The organism is Myxococcus sp. AM011 (assembly GCF_013372595.1).
GTDB classification, from domain to species: domain Bacteria; phylum Myxococcota; class Myxococcia; order Myxococcales; family Myxococcaceae; genus Myxococcus; species Myxococcus eversor.
The window spans coordinates 1-18438 of record NZ_JABXEM010000118.1; the positions used below are offsets into that span (position 1 = coordinate 1).

An 18438-nucleotide genomic window follows, 5' to 3' on the forward strand; every position below is an offset into this window, starting at 1 on the left:
GGCCGACAGGGAGGGGCCGTTGACGAATCCCTGTTCGCGGAGAATGGACGTCCGCCGATGGCGAGAGCTCTAGGGGGGGAGGTCTGATTTTCCGGAGAAAGCTCTCGTTGCCAATCTTGAGCACACTTGCCTGCTTGCCTATGTGAACGGGAGGGCAGGGTTGTGTCGTGTGACTGGCGCTTGGATGCAGTCGTGCACCCTGGACGGAAACGGGCCTCGAACGGGGCGTCGGCTGCGCGACATCAGGTCATTCCCGACTGCTACGGTGACGAGATGACACGCTGGCTTCTGCCCGCCCTGATGCTGCTGGGGGCGGCGATGATGACGCTGCTGGGACATCTCTCGTTCACCGCGGCCCTGCTGGTGCCGTTCCTGGTGCTGGGGGGAGCGGGGCTGCTGCTGGTGACCCTCGTCCTCGCGCTATCGCCCGCTCGGAAGTCGGTGAACTTCGTCACCCTGGCGTACCTGCTGGGCGGAATCGCGCTGGCCTATGCGGGCATGACGCGGGGGACGTCCTGGCGGTTTGATCGCATCGAGGAGGAGTTCGCCCCGCTCATCACCGCGCTGGACGCCTACCACGCCGAGACGGGGCGGTACCCCGAGTCGGTGGCGGAGCTGATTCCCGCGCACCTGTCGAAGGCGCCCTCGTGCGCGCTGGAGGATTCGTCCGAGCAGAGGCCGGGCATCGCCGACGGCGGTTATTACCGCACGACGGCGGATACCTACGGCATCACCTGCATGACCATCGTCTTCTGGAAGTACTCGTACAATCCCGAGAAGAAGTATTGGTACGGCTGGGATTGACGGAGCGCCCAGGAAGGAGGAACCCAGGCGCCCCGGTGAATCAGAAGCCCACGCGAATCATCGTGAAGGGCTGCGAGCCATTGACGCCCTTCTGGAGGATGATGCCGGTGATCTTCCCCGTGAAGAGGCTGCGTTGGATCTGGCTGATGGAGTAGACGTCGACCGTCTCTCCAGCCAGGTTCCTGAATGCGATGAACGAGCCGATGGCGGGGTTGTTGGGGAGCGCGTAGAAGCTGCCCGTCTCCGTGTTGCAGCCCACCACGGGGCAGGTGCGGCTCACCGTGCGCACGTAGCTGCCCTCCACGCGGTCGACGTACTCAGTGCCCGTCAGCGTCATCGTGAGCAACTCCTCCGACGCCGCCAGCGGCCAGCTGCGGGAGTAGGTGCCTACGAGTCCCGCCAGGCTGTCCGGAGACTCGTAGAGGGCGGCCTCGACGGTGCCGGTGGCCTCGGGGTGCTCCGCGCCGGCCTCCGTGCCCTCCAGTCCTCCACATCCCGCGAGCAGCGCCAAGCCGATGACCATGCCATGCCGAAGGTGTCCCATGTAGCGCATTGCCTTCCCGGGCCGCACGTATGCGGCGAATCCGTGAGTTGATGGGTGATTCAGTCTTCAGATAAGTCGCCGCGCCTGACGCCGTCAAGCACCGTGCGTGGCGGCTCACGGCGAGATGGTGTGACCTCCCAGTGACTGATGCGCCGCGTTGCCGCGTTACGGCATTCCATCTGCCGCGCGAAAAAGGCCACGCCAACGGAAATGACAATCTCAGATGTGAATGTATAGAGGTCATCCACCATTGACTGGCGGTGGTTGTTGGGTGCGAGTCTGCGGCCGGCCGTACCCAGACAAGCCATTCCAAAGAGGAGCAGTCATGACGCCAGTCCGAGGCGCAGGGCCGAGGTTCACGCGGTGGGGACTTCTGTTGGTTCCGTTGCTGTGGGCGTGTGGGACGGGGGACGTGGGTGGGCCACCGAGCGCGCCTCCTCCGGGGGAAGCCTCTCGAGGCGTCGTGTCATGGGAGGAGTACCAGCGCAGCGCCCGGCAGGTGGTGGACGGCAAGGAGTACTACATCGTCGAGTGGGACATGGGCCTGTCGCTGGAGGCGCTTCGCGAGCGCTATGACAGCTACGTGGCGGCGGAGTCCGCGGGAGTGCGCGCGGGGCCGGAGCCGCTGGGGACGCAGACGTCACCTCTCATCGTCAACCGGGTGGGTGGGGTGGATGACATCTGGCCCTGGGCGTCACGCTTCAACCTGCGCTACTGCGTGAGCAACACGTTCGGCGCGAACAAGGCGCGCATGGTCAACGAGATGGCGAACGCGACGGCGAACTGGCGGGCCTTCGCGGATGTCCAGTTCATCTATGACCCGACTCACGATGCGAACTGCACCAACGCCAACACCGCTGTGACCTTCTCCGTACAGCCGTGGACGGGCAGCGGCGCGTGCGCCTTCTTCCCCTCGGGCGGTGGGTGCGTGGCGCGCACGGTGGTCATCAACATCTCCAATTTGGACCCGGCGCCGCCCACCTCGCCCAACGTGACGACGGCCACGGTGCTCATCCACGAGCTGGGGCACGTCCTCGGCTTCCGTCATGAGCACACGCGCAACGCCGTGCCCTGCTTCGAGGACAACAACTGGCGCGCGCTCACGCCCTACGACGTCAACTCGACGATGCACTATCCCTGGTGCAACGGGGTGACGAACTCCACGCTCAACATCACCTACCCGGACGCGGCGGGCGCGGCGCTCCTCTATGGCTGGCATACGAACGCCAACGTGGACCGCAACGTGCCCGCGACGCACACCCACAACGTGTCGGTGACGGCCCAGGTGGCCCAGGCGTTCTACTTCCCCATCGACGTGCAGACGAACTTCGCGGAGGGCTGCTTCGCCGCGGGGGCGGCGCCGACGGCCGCGCACATCCGCGTCGGCAATGGCTTCGCCGGCGCCGTGGCGGCAGTCGCCACGTCGGTCGTCAACACGGGAGTCCAATGCAGCCCCTTCGGCGCGACCTACACCTGGTACCGCGCCAACTTCGCGGGGGTGTCCACTCCGGCCTTGAGCACCTATACGTTTGTTTTTGGAACGGGAACCCAGCCGCTCACCATCGCCGTCGACAACAACAATCCCTACAGCGGCGGGGCCTTGTGGGACTCCCTCAGCGGTGGGCGCATCTATACGACGGCGGACGGGCGCATGCGCGTGGGGCGCCTCGGCCCTCCCTGAGCTGAGCCGAGCCAGGCTCCTCAGGTCCCAGGTTCGGGCCTGAGGAGCGACCGCGCGCAGACGAGCGTGGCCACGGCGAGAATCGCCGGGCCGAACGTCTTGCCGGCATCGTTCATCGAGATGCCGACAAGCGCGTCGCACGCCTGCATCAACCCCGCGACGACGGCGAGGACACCCAGTCCCCGCGTCGAGCGGGCCAGGACATTCCAGAGCACGGCGGCCGCGAGCGGGAGCGTTCGGGCCGCCGCGTACATCGCGAACACCCGGGCGGAGGCGGTATCACTTCCGTCGGCGGCGATGACCGCGGGAGCGACGAGCCCCAGAATCGCGAAGCCGGAGGCGGTCAACACATTGCCCGAGGTGACGCCCGCCGCGATCCACCACCGTCGGCCCGTCGCGGCCGGGTCACGTCCTCGCTGCGTTGCTACATCCGTCACGGAGTCACCCCGGGAGCTGGGCCTGCGGGGGCGCCTGTCTAACACGGCGCCTTCCCGGTCGGAGGCGTCGCCAGGGTTTTGACACTTCGCCAACTCAGGGCGCGGACCGGGCGGCTCCGCGCAATGTCATGCAAGGGGCGCCCTCACTCCCAGCGCACCACCAGCTTGCCTACCGAGTCGTTGCGCGCCATGCGCTCCAACCCCTGACGCAGCTCCGCTTTTGGCAGCACCGCGTCCACCACGGGGCGCAGCGCGCCCGTGCGGAACAAGGGGAGCAGGTGGCGCTCCGCGCTCTGCGTCAGGGCCATCTTCTCCTCCACGGGACGGCTGCGCAGCACCGTGCCCGTCAGGCTCAGGCGCTTCATCAGCAGCAGCCCCAGGTTCAGGTCGGCCTGAACTCCGGCCACCAGCCCCACCAGCATCATCCGTCCCCGAGGGGCCAGGGCCTGCAGCGACTCCGGCACGTAGTCTCCGCCCACCAGGTCCAGACACAGGTCCGCGCCCCGGCCGCCCGTCTCCGCGCGCACTTCGTCCGCGAAGCGCGGAGGGGACGACTCGCACAGCACCGTGCGCGCCACGCCCCACTCGGAGGCGCGAGCCAGCTTGGCCGCGTTGCGTCCGGTGCCCACCACCCGCGCGCCCGAGGCCTGGCACAGCAGCGCCGCCGCGGAGCCCACGCCGCTGGCCACCGCGTGCACGAGCACCGTCTCACCGGGCTTCAATCCCCCCTGGAGCACCAGCGCGTCGTACGCGGTGAGGTACGCCTCGGGCAGCGCGGCGGCGTCCGTGAAGTCCATGCCCTCCGGCATCGGCAGGGCCTCGCGCTCGTGCGTGAGCAGCATCTCCGCCCAGGCGCCGCCGCCCACCAGGCCCATCACCCTGTCACCCACCTTGAAGCGGCGCGTGCGAGGGCCCACGGCGACGACTTCGCCCGCATACTCGAGGCCTGGCACATCCGGGGGCGCGTCCGGCGGGGCGGGGTAGTGCCCGCGAATCTGGAGCAGGTCCGCTCGGTTGAGGGCGGTGGCCCGGACGCGCACCCGCAGCTCGCCGGGGCCAGGCGTGGGCTCGGGGCGCTCCTCCTCCGCGAGGACCTCGGGGCCTCCCGGCTCGGTGATTCGCATGACCTTCATGACGCGGACCTCTCCTGGGGCGAGCGGGTACGAAACGTCCTGGCCCGCGAGAGCATCAAGGCATATCTAAGGACAGGTCCATCATGAGCACCATTACGTGTCCCATCTGTAAGAAGCCCGCCCCTCCGAGGGCCGAGAACCCGGCCTTCCCGTTCTGTTCCCGGCGTTGCCGCGCCGTGGACCTGGGACGATGGTTGGGGGAGGAGTACCGGATGCCCGACCGCCAGGCCGAGCAGACGGAGGATGAGCTGCCCCCTGGCAGCCACCCTGACCGCCAGCGCGAGGATGCGTGAGCGGCTTCGTCGACCTGCACTGCCACCTGCTGCCCGCCGTGGACGATGGCGCGCGCACGCTGGAGGATGCGCTGGAGATGGCGCGAGCGCTGGTCGACCTGGGCTTCTCCACCGTGGCGCCCAGCCCTCACGCTCGCCCCGAGTACGCGCCGGTCGACGTCGTGGAGGCCCGGCTCGTGGAGCTGAAGGCCGCGCTGGAGCAGGCGCGAATCCCGCTGTCGCTCGGCCGCAACGCGGAGAACATCCTGGATGACGCCTTCCTGCGCGGCCCTTGCGCTCGAACTCCACGCACCGCTCGGGGAGCTGAGGAGCAGGGTGGGGGAGGAGGCATCCGGCCGCCTCCTCCGGGGCAACCCGTCCCGCCTTCTGGCCGGCGAGTCGCTGGAGTCTGACCAGGACTGACGGTATACCCGGCCGCCGTGAAACGCGCCGTCAAGCTCACAGCCAGCCTGCTGGTCACCGTCCTCTTCCTGTGGTGGGCCTTCCGGGACACCGATTGGGGGACCCAACTCGCCAGCCTCAAGTCGGCCAACTACGTCTGGTTGGTGCCGTACTTCGGCTGCCTCTTCGCCATCCACGTGTTCCGCACGCTGCGCTGGGGGAGCCTGCTGTCGGGCATGGAGCGCATCCCCTTCCGCAAGCTGAACGAGGCCTCCGGCATCGGCTTCATGATGCTGCTGGTGCTGCCGTTCCGCCTGGGGGAGTTCGCCCGGCCCTTCCTCATCGCCCAGCGCAGCTCCATCCGCCGCAGCGCCGCGATGACGTCCGTGGTGCTGGAGCGCATCGTCGACGGCCTCTTCGTCGCCTCGTCCATGCGCGTGCTGCTCTTCTTCGTCCCCAACGAGACGCCCGAGGTCCGCTACGTCAAGCTGGGCTCGTGGCTGATGTTCGCCGTGTTCGGCGGCGGGCTGCTCTTCCTCCTCGTCGGGCTGTGGCAGCAGGAGCGCACCGTGGGTCTGGTGCGCGCGACGGTGGGCCGCCTCGCTCCGGGCCTGGCCGACAAGGTGGCGGATGTCGTCGACACCTTCGTGGGCGCCATGCGGCAGCTGCCCGACGCGAAGCAGGTGGTCCTCTTCTTCCTCTTCACCTTCGGCTACTGGGGCCTGAACGGCTTCGGGATGGTGCTGCTGGCCAACGCCTTCGACTGCTCGGGCGTCGCGGCCGGCACCGCGTGTCAGCCCATGGAGCTGTCGCTCTTCCAGGCATACGTGGTGCTGTGCGTGCTGGTGGTGGGGCTGATGATTCCCGCGGCGCCCGGCATGGTCGGCACGTTCCAGGCGGCCTGCAAGGTGGGCCTGAGCCTCTTCCTGCCCGCCACCGTCGTGAACGCCAGCGGACTGGCCTACGCCAACGTGCTGTGGTTCGCGCAGACGGTGCAGACGGTGGGCTTCGGCATCCTCCTCATGTCCCTGGGCCACATGTCCTTCAAGGACATCGCGGGGAAGCTTGAGAAGGAAGGCGAGGCCGCCGCGCCCACGACGTGAACCCCGCGAGGGGCTCGCGGGCGCGGCTTCCCGGCGTCAGGGGTCGACGTTGCGCTTGATGGTGCCGAAGGGCGTGTCGACCTGGTGCTCGCTGTGGCCCTCGACGGCGTAGCCCTCCGGCGCGCACCAGGCCTTGGCGGTGTCCCGGATGGAGACGACGGGGGTGTCCACCGCGATGCGTTCCTTCGACGTCGCCTTGGAGACGAGCTTGTCGTCGCGCATCAGCACGCAGCGGTCCTCGCCGTAGTACCAGGCGGTGGACTTGTCGGGGAACTCCTGGGCCCGGGTGGGGCCTTCGCCCATGGCGTCCACGACTTCCCGCGCCGTCATGCCGGGGTAGAGCTTCTGGAAGCCACCGGTGGTGGAACAGCCGGAGGCGGCGACGGCGAGGGTGGCGGTCAGGAAGAAAGAGCGCATGGGGTGCGGGGCTCCAGGGAAGGAAAGCCGCCAGCCTAGCCCGCGCGTGTCGCCAGCCTCCAGACAGGGGCCGGGTGTGTCGGTCCTACAACTCCTGGTCCAACCAGCGGATGATGGCGTCGCGGATGGACGTCGGACGCTCGGAGGCCGGACGAGCGCGCGGGCCTCGCGTCGTCTCCACGTCGTACAGCCGCGCGGGCGACAGGTGCTCGCGCATACGGGGCGGCGCTCCGTGCTGCATGAAGGCCCGACGCGTCACGACTGGCCTTCTTCCTTCGCGGGGCCTCGGCCGTACTTGCCGAGCAGGTCCTCCACCGCCTCGCGCAGGTACTCGCTCTGGTGGATGCGGGTCCGCCGCGCCAGTTCGCGCAGCTTCTGGACCTGCTCCTCCGGCACCAGGACGTGGGTGGAGACGATGTCGGCCTCGGGCCCACGTGCGTCCACGGAGACCTCGGCGGTGGCCGGGGGCGCGGGAAGCTCGGGGCTCAGGGGGCTGGCGTTTCCATCTTGCATCGGGGGTTCCTCCTGGCGTGGCTGCTACAGGCCGCTACCGACCTGTCCGGGCATTAGGAGGGCGCTCCGGGGACTCGTCAACAAAACGGCCCGCGCCACACGGGTTGGAATTGACACCTTTGTTATCCGGTCTCTCGAATTGATGTGGTATTTCGCGGACTTCTCACCTGGAGCGTCCTGATGAACATGCGTCTTGTGTGTGTTGCCGCTGCCGCTGTCTTTTCGTTCTCCGCGAGCGCCGAGGGAGTTCGGGAGTCCGTGTCGCTGGTGCAGGTGGATGGCTTCGCCGATTCCCAGGCGAAGGTATGTACAGCGGTGCCGCTGTCGCTGACGGCCATCAACGCGTCCTCGCTGGAGCCCACGCGGGTGGCGTGGAATGCCGGCTCGAACAGTGGCGCCTGGCATTACATGGACACCATCCAGGCCTACAGCACCCCGCAGTGCCCCGCGACGCCTGTCACCATCCAGGCGGTGGTGGACAAGCTGTCGGAGCAGAACCAGGGGTTTCCGTTCCCCGGGGATGGCATCTTCACCAACCGCGCCGGATTGTCGCAGAGCATCTTCCTGAGCTCGAACTACTACGGCAATGGCCTCGCGGTGCTGGCGGCCATTGATTCCTTCGCGGGCGGTGGGACGGTCCAGGCGTGGATCGCCACCCAGGAAGTGCCCTGCCACAACTGCCATGAGTTCCTTCAGTACGCGGTGCTGTACTACCCGGCCACGCGCAAGGTCGTCGTGCTGCAGGGGTACACGGGCTACGACTCCTGAGTCGAGGTCGTGAGGCGTCGGCCCCCTGGCTCGGGCCGGCGCCGGTTTCTGAGAATGTATCAACGTGAGAGCGACTCGGTGCTCGCGCCGGTGTGACGGGATTGACACGTCTCGTGGCTGGGTGGTCACGTTATCGTGTTTTTCCCCGAGTCACCCACCTGGAGCGAACTGATGAGTCTTCGCAAGCTGTTGTTTGCGTGTCTGGTTGTATTGGGCATGTCGGGCTGTATGGATTCCCATGGAGAGCCCGCGTCCGAACTGGAGCTGGGAGTCTCCGAGGCGGAGGCGACGGCCACGCGCATCTACGCGACGGAGGCCTCGCTGGAGTTGAGCTTCGAGACGATGGGGACTTTCGAGACGCGCAACGGCGTGCGCTCGCTCATCCTCAAGGCGACGGCGAACCGGTACCTGAAGCGCGTATTCAGCTTCGTGCCGGATGACGCCTTCGGGACGGCGAACATCATCAGTGAGCGCCGGTTCGAGGTGGTGCTGCCGGTGGGGCACGAGCTGAACACGGTGCTGTCCGGGCTGCCGCTGTTCATCACCGTGGAGACCTTCACGGGCACGCCGACGAACTACACGGCGAAGATTGAGGTGTACCCGCGCTTCTTCGATTTCCGTGGCACCAATGCGGTGTGGATCGACGAGAAGGTGGACCCGGTCTACGTGCGCAATGGGGCGGACGTGCTGGTGTACCGGGGCCGCGCGGATGTCTCCGCGGAGGCGCTCACGGTGACGGCGCCGGATGGCGCGCCGGCAGTCGCGGCGGTGGACGCGGACTCGTACCGGCTGGACTGGTCCTACTCGACGGTGGAGAAGGCGATGGACCCGACCACGCTTCCGTTGACCTTCACCGTGTATCAGGGCGGGCAGGCCACGGAGCAGAAGACGGCGCGGCTGGTGCCGCGCGTGACGGTGCTGGAGCTGACCACGGGTGATGCGTATGAGACCTGGCCGACGCCCTCGTGCGAGCTGGCGGTCTTCAACTGCTACCACTCGCAGCCTCCGGGGACGACGGACTTCGCGGCGTGTGGGACGTACCGTCAGGTGTCGCGGTGCAGCTACACGTCGGACATCTGCCAGGTGGTGCCGCGCGTTCCGCTCACGCTGACGTCGGTGGATGCGTCGTCGCTGGAGACGGCGCGGGTGACGTGGAACATCGGTTCCAACAACGGGGCCTGGCATCACCTGGAGACGATTGCGGCGTATGTGACGCCGCAGTGCACGCAGTCGCCGGTGACGCTCCAGGGCGTGTTCAACCAGCTCAACTGGCCGTGGTACCAGGACTTCCCGACGTTCTCGGAGGGTATCGCGACGAACCGGGCGGGCCTCTCGCAGAGCCTCCTGCTGACGTCGAACTACTATGGGGACGGCGCGGCGCTGCTGGCGGCGATTGATGCGTACGCCGGTGGGGGCGAGGTCCAGGCGTGGCTCGCGACGCAGGAAGTGCCGTGCCACAACTGCCACGAGTTCAACCAGTTCGCGGTGCTGTACTACCCGGCCACGCGGAAGGTCGTCGTGCTGCGGGGATACACGGGCTACGACTCGTGAGTTGATGTCGTGCGGCGTCGGCCCCTTGGGGGGGCCGGCGCTGTTGTCTGGCTTGGGAGGCTGCGTCAAATCCTCCTCGGGGGGCGTGGGATGGGCAGGGATTGACACCCGTGGTGAGCGGGTGGTCACGTGGATGTGTTTTCCTCGATATCGCCTGTCTGGAGGAGCTGGATGCGCCTGCGTGAACTGTGGTGGGTGGGGCTCGCCGTCTTGGGTGTCCTCGCGTGTCAGGACTCGGGGTTGGATCCGGGTGCCGCGCCCGGGGATGACCTGGGAGTCTCCGAGGCGAAGGCGACGGCCACGCGCATCTATGCGACGGAGGCCTCGCTGGAGTTGAGCTTCGAGACGATGGGGACTTTCGAGACGCGCAATGGAGTGCGGTCGCTGATTCTGCATGCGACGGCGAATCGCTATCTGGAGCATGTCTTCAGCTTCATTCCGGATGATGGCTTTGGGACGGCGAACATCATCAGCGAGCGGCGTTTCGAGGTGGTGCTGCCGGACGGGCCGGAGCTTCACGAGATTCTGTCGGGCAGGCCCTTGTTCATCGCCATCGATACCTTCACGGGCACGCCGACGAGCTACACGGCGAAGATTGAGGTGTATCCACGCTTCTTCGACTTCCGTGGCGCGAGCGCGCTGGTCATCGATGAGGAGGTGGACCCTGTCTACGTGAAGAACGCGGAGGGGAATGTCGTGTTCCGGGGGAGAGTGGATGTCGCCGCGGATGCGCTGGCGGTGACGGCGGCGGATGGGATTCCGAGCGTGTCGCGGATGGATGCGGACACCTTCCGGTTGGATTGGACGTATTCGGCGGTGCGGCCCGCGATGGACCCGCACACGGTTCCGCTCGTTTTCGATGCGAGCCTTACGGGCGGGACGACGGCGAGGAAGACGGCCCGGCTGGTGGCGCGGGTGACGAGCCTGGAGTTGACGACGGGGGATGCCTACGAGGTCTGGCCCACGCCGGGATGCTACCCGGGGCCGGAAGACTGTCTGAACGCGCTGCCCGAGGAGGCCACGGACCTGTCCGCCTGTGGCTCGTATCGGGAGGTCCTCCACTGTCTGGATGCACGGAGGGCGTGTCAGGGCGTGCCCAGGGAGCCGCTGGTGCTTCGCCCGGTGGATTCGTTGCCGCTGGAGCCCGCGCGTGCCGTGTGGAATGCCGGCTCCAACAGCGGGACGTGGCACTACCTGGAGCCCATCGAGAGCTACATCACGCCGAGGTGTCCGACGGAGCGCGTGACGATCCAGGGAGTGCTCGCGAAGCTCGCCGGGACGCATCCGGGGATGCCCGCCGTGGAGGCTGGGGTCCTCACGGACCGGGCGGGCCCGGGGCAGAGCGTGTTCCTGTCGCAGACGAGCTATGGCGATGGACGGGTGCTGCTCGCGGCGCTCGATTCGGCTGCGACGGCGGGAGAGGTCCAGGCGTGGGTGGCCACGTCCGAGGAGCCCTGCCAGAACTGCCACCAGTTCGCGCACTGGACGGTGCTGTACTACCCGTTCCGGAACCTGGTCGTCGTACTGCGGGGGCACACGGGCTACGACTCGTGAGCGGACCGGCCCAAAGAAAAGCCCCGGAGTCACTCAGGAAGTGACTCCGGGGCAGTGGCCAGGGTCGGACTTGAACCGACTACCTGCGGATTATGAGACCGCCGCTCTAACCAGGTGAGCTACCTGGCCGTGAAGTGAGGGCCCGTATATCGGGAGCGTCGCGTCACCGCAAGAACTTCGAAGCGACCAGGGGTCCAGGGAGTCGCCTCCCTTGGATTTCAGAGGGAGGAGGGCGGATTTGGGGCCATCCAGGAGTGGACCTCTCTGTTGTCCTGGCGCTCTGCCCGGCCTGGAAAGATGAGGGCAGGAGCAGGCTCATTCGGCGCGAGCAGGGCCGTACTCATGGTGCAGGTACCCTGCGCCAAGGCGGCATGCAGCGCCGAGTCCTTACGCCCCTCGGTCCAGATGGGTCTGATTTGGTACTTCATGGACTTCGACTCTCGAGAGGGTCGCGATGACGGGAGAGGCGCATGACGCTGCGGTGGGGCACCGTGGTGCTGCTGGTGTTGATGGGCTCGGGCTGTGCGGCCTCCAGCGCGGTGCGACTGGATACGGGCGAAGGACGGCCCATTGTCTACGAGCCACGCACCGATGACGAGCCGGCGAGGCTCGACGCCGACGAGTTCACCGAGACTGTCCAGCAGTTGGCGCGCACCGCGCCTCTTCCCTCTCGGCCGAGGGATACCGCGATGCGGCTGTTCAACCTCGAGTCCCCTCGTGCCGCCACTCGTGCGCGGGGACGCCTGGGACTGGTCTCTGTCGAGGAGCCGCGGCGAGGCCGCATTCTCGTGGCCGAAGCGCCGGACGCGGAGACGGAGCTGGCGAGTGCTTACGGACGCTGGTGCCAACGCCAGGAGCAATCCCGAGACTGCCTCCACTTGCTGGACGAGGGCGTCACCCTGGATGAGGAGGGCAAGCGCATCCTGGCCTTCCGCCTGGCTCTGGATTCGGTCTGGGATGAAACGGCCGAGGCCTTGGAGGGGCTGACGGACAAGGAGTCGATGATGACGATGCTCGCCACGACGGGCGCGGTCTACTTCGCCTTGTGGCTGGTGCCTGAACCCCTGCTTTCAAAGGGCATCGCCGCGACGCTGACGGTAGCGCTCATCGCGTACTTGGGATGGGACACGGTGTGGAGCCTGGTGCAGGGCTGGAGGGTGTTGGCGAAGGAGGTAGAGGAGGCAACCGCCTTCGACGGGATTCAGGACGCGGGCGAGAAGTATGGAGAGGTGATGGGGAGGAATGCCGCGCGGGCGTTCGTCATGCTGGCGATGGCGGCGCTGGGGAGCACGGCGCAGACGCTGGGGGCGCGGATTCCCACGCTCCCTGGCTCCGCACAGGCTGCGCTGGTGGGAGCAGGGCAGGGTGGCTTCAGGTTGTCGGCAGCGGGGCAGGTCACCTCCGTGGCGGTGGCAGCGGGAGGCGTCATCACCATCGCCCTGGACCCGGACGCTGTCGCGGAGACGGCAAGCGGTACGCGGGCCGTAGTGTCCGAGCCGGTGGCGACCAGTGCCCACGAGCACCACATCGCCACCAACAAGTGGTGGGACTCCTTCAACAACGGTGGTCCGTGGTCACCGGAGTTCAAGAAGCTCTTCGACCGGGCGGGCATGTCCCTCAATGACTCGGTCAACAAGGTCCGCGTACCTGGACACAAGGGGCCTCACCCAGAGGCATACCATCGTGATGTGTTCAGGCGGCTGAGCGAGGCGATGGAAGACTGTAGCAGTATGCAACAATGTCGTGAGTCACTCACCAGCGCCCTGAAGAGACTTGCCGCGGAGATTGCTACTCCTGGCTCCAAACTCAACGGACTGGTGACTCGGACTTGAAATGGGATGGAGCCATCATGGCGATGCGGTACTTCGAGTTGCTTGACGACGTCTCCTCTCCTGGTCGATGGAGCCTGGGCGACCCGACTGACGAGACAGGGAGAGAAGTCGCCAACCCATGGATGTTCAGGAAGGGTGAGCCGGTCCAGGTCGAAGGGCGCCTGACGATTCCGATCGACCGGTCGGGCAAGCCGAACGACTTCTCCATGGCGGGCATTGGCGTCACGCCTGTCGTTCACGCGAAGGTAGTCGCGGTGCTCGCCAGTCTTGCGCCCGATGACGTTCAGCTCTTCCCTGTGAAGGTCGCCTCGGAGTCCGAGCCGTATTTTCTCGTCAACGTGACCCGTACCATCCGGTGCATCGACGACAGCACGTCGGAGGAGGTGCGGTACTGGACGCCGGAGGATGGGCGCCCGGAGAAAGTCGGCAAGTATCGCGGCGTGTCGGGCATGCGAATCGATCCGGCGAAGGTGGGCGATGCGAAGGTGTTCCGGACCTGGGGGTGGAGTATCGCGCTCATCGTGTCCGAGGACATCAAGGAGGCGCTGGAGCGAGCGGGCGTCTCGGGGGCGAAGTTCATGGAGGTCACCGGTCCGAGCGCCATCAGTCCGGAAGAGCGAGAACGCAACCATCAGCTCATGGCTCTGGCGGACCAGGCAGACGCTGCCCGCGGCGTCTTCTGGCGCACCCTGGGAAAATTGGATGATGAGGTCATCATTCCCATTGTCGTCGGAGGAAACTGGCCGGCCCGGCGTCAGATGTGGCGTGTCATCCACCGCGAGAATGGGCGAACCCTGCTGGTGACGCACGGGCTCTCGGACTTCTTCGTCGTGGACGGAGTGGATCCCGAGCCGTCCGTGGGCTTCGGCCTGGAACTGGCCTTGGAGACGAACGAGCCCCAGGCGCACGTCGAGAAGAGCTGGCTCCTGTCATTGCTGGAGCGGGTGGGGGACGAAATCGCGGAACACGAAAGCGTGCGTGAGAAGGTGAAGGCAGGCTTCCTATCCATGGAAGTCTCAGGCCAGGGAATGCCCGAGCCTCTGCTGACGAAGGAGGGCAGGGTGGGGGTGTTGCTAGGCATGGAGTCGAGCACGTTGCCAGGCCGCTTCACCATGCCGGCCGGAGAGGTCCGGCTGGTCACCGTCAAGGTGCTGATGCCCGCGGAGCTCGCATATCTGCTCGAACACGGAACGCGCGGTCGGGACGAACTGGTGCGGCGCTTCGCCCAAGACGGACAGGAACATGTGTCTCGCGCGTGGCGTAAGTCCGTGGTGTGATCGCAGTCCGGAGCAGTCAGGACAGCGGTCCGTTTTCACCCTGGAGATGGAGCGCGCACCCCATCAGGTGTCGTGGGGCAAACCAGCCCCAGGTGCCAGTCTGACTCCACACCTGGCGCGAGCGAACACGTCGAGCTCGAACGTCCTCGCGAGCAACTCAGTCCAGTCCCTTCGCGGCGGCTAGTCCTTCATCGGCTCCCTCCCAGCCGTTGTCTCAGGCTCCACGTTTGCCTTGCCCGCACTGGATGGGAACCACGGCGAACAGCTCGCGACCTTTCCTGATTGGCGAGAAGTTGGAGCCGCTGTTCATCCTCGGGGGCGGGGCGCGATGTGTTCGCTGGTGTGCTATGCCCCGGCGCATGGAAATCTTCCGACTTGCGGATACGGTCGAGTTGAACAACGCATGGCTCGTCGGATTGAGCGTGACATTGTTGCTGCTCGTCCTCTGGGCCGTGCTCGTGGCCTCCAGTGCGCTGCTGTACCAGGGCATCCGGCTGATGGGTGTGAAGGCGCTGGAGCCAATGGCGGATGCGCTTCGCAAGCGCGCCCGGCTGAGCGCCGCCCTCCTGTCCTTCGTGGTGGTCATCGTCGGCATCGCCGTGCTGGGCTTCTCCCTGTGGGCGAAGAAGGACCTGGAGCCCCCCTTCAATGCCTTGCTGGCGGGGGTGACGGTGGAGGGGCTGTCGGCCCTGGGGCGCGGAGCGGGGCTGCTGGTGCTCTTGCTGACGGCCTTCCTGGTGTTGGATCGGACGGCACGCCAGCTCCTGATGCGGCTCGAGCGCAAGGTGAACGAGTGGCAACTGCGCCCGGAGCACAGGGCACATGCCCAGAAGGCGATGGAGCAGGGACCCGGCTTCATCAAACTGGTGCTGGCCTACTTCGCGGTGGGCGTGGCGGTCACCTCGCTGCAACCCCCGGCCGCGTTCGACTGGCTCGTTGGCACCACCGTCTTCGTGTTGCTGTGCATCAGCGGTGGGCGCCTGGCGGTGTCCTTGCTGCACCTGATGTCGGGTCGGCTGGTCGAGTCCTGGCGGGCGAAGAGCACGGCCACGAAGTACGAGGAGTACTTCATGGCCCTCAGCCGGCTGCTGCCGGTGGGGCAGCGGAGCCTCGAGGCCATCGTCTACATCTCGGTGGCGACCCTCATCATCCGTCGGTTCCAGGGCCTGGAGCCCTTTGCTCCGTACGGGCCGGTGCTCATCCGCGTCATCGCCCTGTTCTTCGCCGCCAGCGTCGCCGTGGAGTTCGTCCGGCTGCTCATCGCCCGGGCCTTCAAGGTGGACGGTCTCGACCTGGATGACAAGGCCCGGCGGCGCAACACCTTCGTTGCCCTCATCCAGAGAGCCTCCACGTACCTGGTCTACTTCCTGGTGGGGATGATGGTGCTCAGCGACCTGGGTGTGGACCCCACCCCCATCCTCGCTGGCGCCGGCATCGTCGGCCTCACCGTGGGTCTGGGCTCACAGGCCATCGTCACGGACATGGTCAACGGCATCTTCCTGCTCTTCGAGGACCAGATTCTGAACGGCGACTACATCCGCATCAACGATACCGAGGGCGTGGTGGAGGAGATAACGCCTCGCATCACCCGCATTCGAGACCGCTTCGGGCGCCTTCACATCCTCCGCAATGGTGAAGTCAAGAATGTCATCAATTACAGTCGCGGCTGGACGCTGGCGGTCGTGGACATGGCCGTGGCCTATGAGTGCGACCTGAAGAAGGTGCTGGATGTGATTGGCCAGGTCTGCGAGCAGGTGCCCTTGCTGTCGGCGGGCAAGGTGTCCGAGATGCCCAAGCTGCTGGGTATCGAGAGCATGGACGAGAGCTGGATGACCATTCGCATTGAAGCCAAGGTCCAGCCAGGGACGCACTTCGACGTGAAGCGGCTGCTCAATCGGCTGCTGTTCGACGCCTTCAACGCCAACGGCCTGGAACTTCCCTATCCCAAGTCGGTGCAATACGAGGGGACCACGGCGCTTCCCGCCACCGCCGCCGCGCCGCCGGAGGAGGAGCCCCAGGCCATTGCCGCCTCGGTTCGGTAGTCCTCGTGTCAACGGGGGCGCACCGCGCCTCTCTCCTCGCGGACGAGGGACGCCGCGATGCGGCCGCGGGGAGGCGAGGCCGTGCTTGCGCAAGCGGTAGTACCAGCGTCGGCACGCTGAAGTGCCGCGTGCGCTCGGTTGCGAGCGGGCGGAACTTCTGCCGCGCCAGCTCCCTCCGTGCGCCCCGCGCCTCTCCGCGCGTCAACTGGCGGTGCACCACCGGGCCGATGACCTGGCTGCGGAAGATTGCAAGCTCCTCGCCGTGGTCCTTCGGGACGAGCTCGTCCATGGAGGCCTTCTTCCCGCCGCTGCGTCCATCGCGGCTTTCGCGGGAGGTGCCCCCTTTGCATCCGCTTGCGCCGCCGGGAACGTGCCCAACACGGTGGGCTGATAACCGAGCAGGTAGCGCCCGGTGGGATGCGCCCCGGGGCGAGGCGTAGCCGTCGGTGTAGGCGACCTCGTCATCGCCGGCCGAGCGCACCCGGAAGGTGTCCAGCACCGTCTGCCGCGGATCGGCCGCCGGGGGTGGCCGGCCCGCGCGCGGAGCCGAGCCGCAGCCGCCTGCCCCGCACGTCGTCCGCCTCCCGCAGCGGTCCGGTGGGCGCGGCGTCGAGCGCCACCGTACGCGCCTTGCCCGTCACCAGGCGGTACAGCTCGCCGCTGCCGCTGCCGCTGCCGCTGCCGTCCGCGGCCAGCGGCGCCGAGACGCCCATCCCCAGGGACGCGAAGGCGCCCACCGGCTGGGCGACCCACCCGTCGCCGGTGTTGGCGTACAGCGTCGAGGTGCCGCTGCCCGGGCTGTAGAGTAGCGCGTCGGCGAGGCCGTCCTTGTTGGCGTCGGTGAAGGTGACGTGCAGCCCCTGGATGGATGCGAGCTGCTGCCATTGAAACATTGAAGCCGTGATGACTGGCGAGGGTGGCTGACTCAGCAGGTCGGAGGATGATGGTGCTAAGTCATCTCAAGCAAGCCGATTTGCTCATCAATGCTGGCGCGACACACGGCCGAGCAGGGACAAAATGGCGGGCGAACCTGCCCGACTTGCAAGGTTGGGGTTGAGGCACCACCCCCTGGAATATTCGGCTCAAGCACCTGAGAGGTTCTGGAGCAACCTGGCAGGAACGAGGACCTGCGAGGTCAAGACAGTGCCAGAAATGAGAGGAGGGGCTGATGGAAGATCCCCATCAACCCCCCTCTGGTCATCGGAAACGAGGGACGACCAGCCTCGACAGCTGGCGTCAACACGGCTGACTACTAACGAGCCTTCGGGCCGCCGCGAACGTGGAGCTTGATCTTCATGTCGTGCCTCCTTTCAAATTGAACGCTAAGTGTAATCGAAGCTGGATGTCAAATCGAACCAAGGAACAAAATGTGGCGCATTGCGGCGATGCGGGCGAAGTCTCGTGTCGCATCGATGTGCACGTATTCAGCCAAGGGGCGCGTGAATCACAAGGCAGTGGCCGAGGTGTTGACCCGGCGCGGCCATCAAGGCGACTTTGGTTCGCGGACCATGGCATGTCCCTTCGCGCGGACCCTTCGTCCCCTGAACCACGAGTCGGACACGCGCCTCGTGTTCGTTGCTCTGACGGGAGGGTGGCTGACTCAGCAGGTCGGAAGGTGATGGTGCCAAGTCATCTCAAGCAGGCCGAGTTGCTCATCAATGCTGGCGCGGCACACGGCCGAGCAGGGACAAAATGCCGGGCGAACCCGCCCGACTTGCGGCGTTGGGATTGAGGTGCCGCGCAACTTTGGGAAGCCACGAGACTGGCTCAACAGCCACCCAGGAGCGCCCTGGAATATTCGGTTCAAGCGCCTGAGAGGTTCTGGAGCAACCTGGCAGGCACGAGGACCTGTGAGGTCAAGACGTTGCCACAAACGAGAGGAGGGGCTGATGGAAGATCCCCATCAACCCCCCTCTTGTGATCGAAAACGAGGGACGCCCAGCTTCGACAGCAGGCGTCAAAACGACTGACTACGAACGCGCCTTCGGACCGCCGCGAACGTGGAGCTTGATCTTCATGTCGTGCCTCCTTTCAAATTGAACGCTAAGTGTAATCGAAGCTGGATGTCAAATCGAACCCAAGTACAATATGTGGCGCATTGCGGCGAT

General features: G+C 66.5%; 18 protein-coding genes and 1 tRNA gene. 11 read left to right on the forward strand and 8 right to left on the reverse strand.

The genetic code is table 11. The features are described 5' to 3' along the window. The first annotated feature begins 273 nt into the window (after positions 1-273). A complete protein-coding gene (locus HUW62_RS23835; RefSeq protein ID WP_176435715.1) occupies positions 274-804 on the forward strand; it encodes a hypothetical protein in 531 nt (176 codons plus the stop codon). Between the two features lie 40 nt (positions 805-844). Here the strand turns inward: HUW62_RS23835 and HUW62_RS23840 are convergent, their stop codons facing one another. Then, positions 845-1327 (reverse strand): hypothetical protein, encoded by a 483-nt coding sequence (locus HUW62_RS23840; protein WP_163865109.1) that lies wholly within the window; start codon positions 1325-1327, stop codon positions 845-847. A 484-nt stretch (positions 1328-1811) separates the two neighbouring features. Here HUW62_RS23840 and HUW62_RS23845 point away from each other — a divergent pair, with 484 nt between their 5' ends. Beyond that, entirely contained in the window at positions 1812-3029 is a 1218-nt protein-coding gene (locus HUW62_RS23845; RefSeq protein ID WP_368670466.1) for a M57 family metalloprotease, read from the forward strand. A 20-nt stretch (positions 3030-3049) separates the two neighbouring features. Here the strand turns inward: HUW62_RS23845 and HUW62_RS23850 are convergent, their stop codons facing one another. Both HUW62_RS23850 and HUW62_RS23855 read right to left on the reverse strand, forming a co-directional pair. Further along, on the reverse strand, positions 3050-3466 hold the full coding sequence (locus HUW62_RS23850) for a hypothetical protein (RefSeq protein ID WP_176435717.1): 417 nt from the start codon (positions 3464-3466) through the stop codon (positions 3050-3052). A 143-nt stretch (positions 3467-3609) separates the two neighbouring features. Further along, positions 3610-4599 carry an NAD(P)H-quinone oxidoreductase gene (locus HUW62_RS23855; protein ID WP_176435718.1) on the reverse strand — a complete coding sequence of 330 codons (990 nt, stop codon included), beginning with the start codon at positions 4597-4599 and terminating at the stop codon, positions 3610-3612. A gap of 83 nt (positions 4600-4682) precedes the next feature. Between HUW62_RS23855 and HUW62_RS23860 the strand changes: the two genes are divergently transcribed. The 3 genes from HUW62_RS23860 to HUW62_RS23870 are packed head-to-tail and all read left to right on the forward strand — an operon-like array spanning position 4683 to position 6376. Further along, positions 4683-4892, forward strand: coding sequence for a DNA gyrase inhibitor YacG (locus HUW62_RS23860; protein ID WP_163865113.1), 210 nt, complete (start codon positions 4683-4685; stop codon positions 4890-4892). Beyond that, entirely contained in the window at positions 4889-5284 is a 396-nt protein-coding gene (locus HUW62_RS23865; RefSeq protein ID WP_368670467.1) for a CpsB/CapC family capsule biosynthesis tyrosine phosphatase, read from the forward strand. Before HUW62_RS23860 ends, HUW62_RS23865 begins: the two co-directional genes overlap by 4 nt. Before the next feature lie 27 nt (positions 5285-5311). Then, positions 5312-6376, forward strand: coding sequence for a lysylphosphatidylglycerol synthase transmembrane domain-containing protein (locus HUW62_RS23870; protein WP_163865115.1), 1065 nt, complete (start codon positions 5312-5314; stop codon positions 6374-6376). A gap of 36 nt (positions 6377-6412) precedes the next feature. On the opposite strand, the gene HUW62_RS23875 is transcribed toward HUW62_RS23870, so the two are convergent. The 3 genes from HUW62_RS23875 to HUW62_RS23885 form a co-directional block, all read right to left on the reverse strand. After that, positions 6413-6793, reverse strand: a complete 381-nt coding sequence (locus tag HUW62_RS23875) for a hypothetical protein (RefSeq protein ID WP_176435719.1) — start codon at positions 6791-6793, stop codon at positions 6413-6415. A gap of 85 nt (positions 6794-6878) precedes the next feature. Beyond that, positions 6879-7052, reverse strand: coding sequence for a hypothetical protein (locus tag HUW62_RS23880; protein WP_163864771.1), 174 nt, complete (start codon positions 7050-7052; stop codon positions 6879-6881). Then, on the reverse strand, positions 7049-7306 hold the full coding sequence (locus tag HUW62_RS23885; RefSeq protein ID WP_163865117.1) for a ribbon-helix-helix domain-containing protein: 258 nt from the start codon (positions 7304-7306) through the stop codon (positions 7049-7051). Before HUW62_RS23885 ends, HUW62_RS23880 begins: the two co-directional genes overlap by 4 nt. 180 nt (positions 7307-7486) lie before the next feature. Between HUW62_RS23885 and HUW62_RS23890 the strand changes: the two genes are divergently transcribed. The 3 genes from HUW62_RS23890 (at position 7487) to HUW62_RS23900 (ending at position 11179) form a co-directional block, all read left to right on the forward strand. Beyond that, on the forward strand, positions 7487-8074 hold the full coding sequence (locus HUW62_RS23890; protein WP_163865118.1) for a hypothetical protein: 588 nt from the start codon (positions 7487-7489) through the stop codon (positions 8072-8074). A gap of 171 nt (positions 8075-8245) precedes the next feature. Next, positions 8246-9625: a hypothetical protein gene (locus HUW62_RS23895; protein WP_176435720.1), complete on the forward strand. Its 1380-nt coding sequence runs from the start codon at positions 8246-8248 to the stop codon at positions 9623-9625. Between the two features lie 171 nt (positions 9626-9796). Then, the gene (locus HUW62_RS23900) at positions 9797-11179 is read left to right on the forward strand and encodes a hypothetical protein (protein WP_176435721.1); all 1383 of its coding nucleotides are present in this window, start codon (positions 9797-9799) and stop codon (positions 11177-11179) included. Between the two features lie 55 nt (positions 11180-11234). Here the strand turns inward: HUW62_RS23900 and HUW62_RS23905 are convergent. Continuing rightward, positions 11235-11308 (reverse strand) — tRNA-Ile (locus HUW62_RS23905). A gap of 341 nt (positions 11309-11649) precedes the next feature. On the opposite strand from HUW62_RS23905, the gene HUW62_RS23910 reads away from it, so the two are divergent. The 3 genes from HUW62_RS23910 (at position 11650) to HUW62_RS23920 (ending at position 16330) form a co-directional block, all read left to right on the forward strand. Next, complete coding sequence (locus tag HUW62_RS23910; protein WP_176435722.1) at positions 11650-13011, forward strand: AHH domain-containing protein; 1362 nt, start codon at positions 11650-11652, stop codon at positions 13009-13011. Between the two features lie 17 nt (positions 13012-13028). Beyond that, on the forward strand, positions 13029-14288 hold the full coding sequence (locus HUW62_RS23915) for a DUF1629 domain-containing protein (protein ID WP_176435723.1): 1260 nt from the start codon (positions 13029-13031) through the stop codon (positions 14286-14288). A gap of 392 nt (positions 14289-14680) precedes the next feature. Further along, a complete protein-coding gene (locus HUW62_RS23920; RefSeq protein ID WP_255203605.1) occupies positions 14681-16330 on the forward strand; it encodes a mechanosensitive ion channel family protein in 1650 nt (549 codons plus the stop codon). A 461-nt stretch (positions 16331-16791) separates the two neighbouring features. Here the strand turns inward: HUW62_RS23920 and HUW62_RS23925 are convergent, their stop codons facing one another. Beyond that, on the reverse strand, positions 16792-17223 hold the full coding sequence (locus HUW62_RS23925) for a hypothetical protein (RefSeq protein WP_176435725.1): 432 nt from the start codon (positions 17221-17223) through the stop codon (positions 16792-16794). Between the last annotated feature and the right edge of the window lie 1215 nt (positions 17224-18438).

Coding starts and splice junctions, on each gene's coding strand:
- HUW62_RS23910 (WP_176435722.1), top strand. CDS start 11,650: ATGACGCTGCGGTGGGGCACCGTGGTGCTGCTGGTGTTGATGGGCTCG.
- HUW62_RS23915 (WP_176435723.1), top strand. CDS start 13,029: ATGGCGATGCGGTACTTCGAGTTGCTTGACGACGTCTCCTCTCCTGGT.
- HUW62_RS23885 (WP_163865117.1), bottom strand. CDS start 7,306: ATGCAAGATGGAAACGCCAGCCCCCTGAGCCCCGAGCTTCCCGCGCCC.
- HUW62_RS23855 (WP_176435718.1), bottom strand. CDS start 4,599: ATGAAGGTCATGCGAATCACCGAGCCGGGAGGCCCCGAGGTCCTCGCG.
- HUW62_RS23875 (WP_176435719.1), bottom strand. CDS start 6,793: ATGCGCTCTTTCTTCCTGACCGCCACCCTCGCCGTCGCCGCCTCCGGC.
- HUW62_RS23900 (WP_176435721.1), top strand. CDS start 9,797: ATGCGCCTGCGTGAACTGTGGTGGGTGGGGCTCGCCGTCTTGGGTGTC.
- HUW62_RS23925 (WP_176435725.1), bottom strand. CDS start 17,223: ATGTTTCAATGGCAGCAGCTCGCATCCATCCAGGGGCTGCACGTCACC.
- HUW62_RS23890 (WP_163865118.1), top strand. CDS start 7,487: ATGAACATGCGTCTTGTGTGTGTTGCCGCTGCCGCTGTCTTTTCGTTC.
- HUW62_RS23860 (WP_163865113.1), top strand. CDS start 4,683: ATGAGCACCATTACGTGTCCCATCTGTAAGAAGCCCGCCCCTCCGAGG.
- HUW62_RS23835 (WP_176435715.1), top strand. CDS start 274: ATGACACGCTGGCTTCTGCCCGCCCTGATGCTGCTGGGGGCGGCGATG.
- HUW62_RS23840 (WP_163865109.1), bottom strand. CDS start 1,327: ATGGTCATCGGCTTGGCGCTGCTCGCGGGATGTGGAGGACTGGAGGGC.
- HUW62_RS23895 (WP_176435720.1), top strand. CDS start 8,246: ATGAGTCTTCGCAAGCTGTTGTTTGCGTGTCTGGTTGTATTGGGCATG.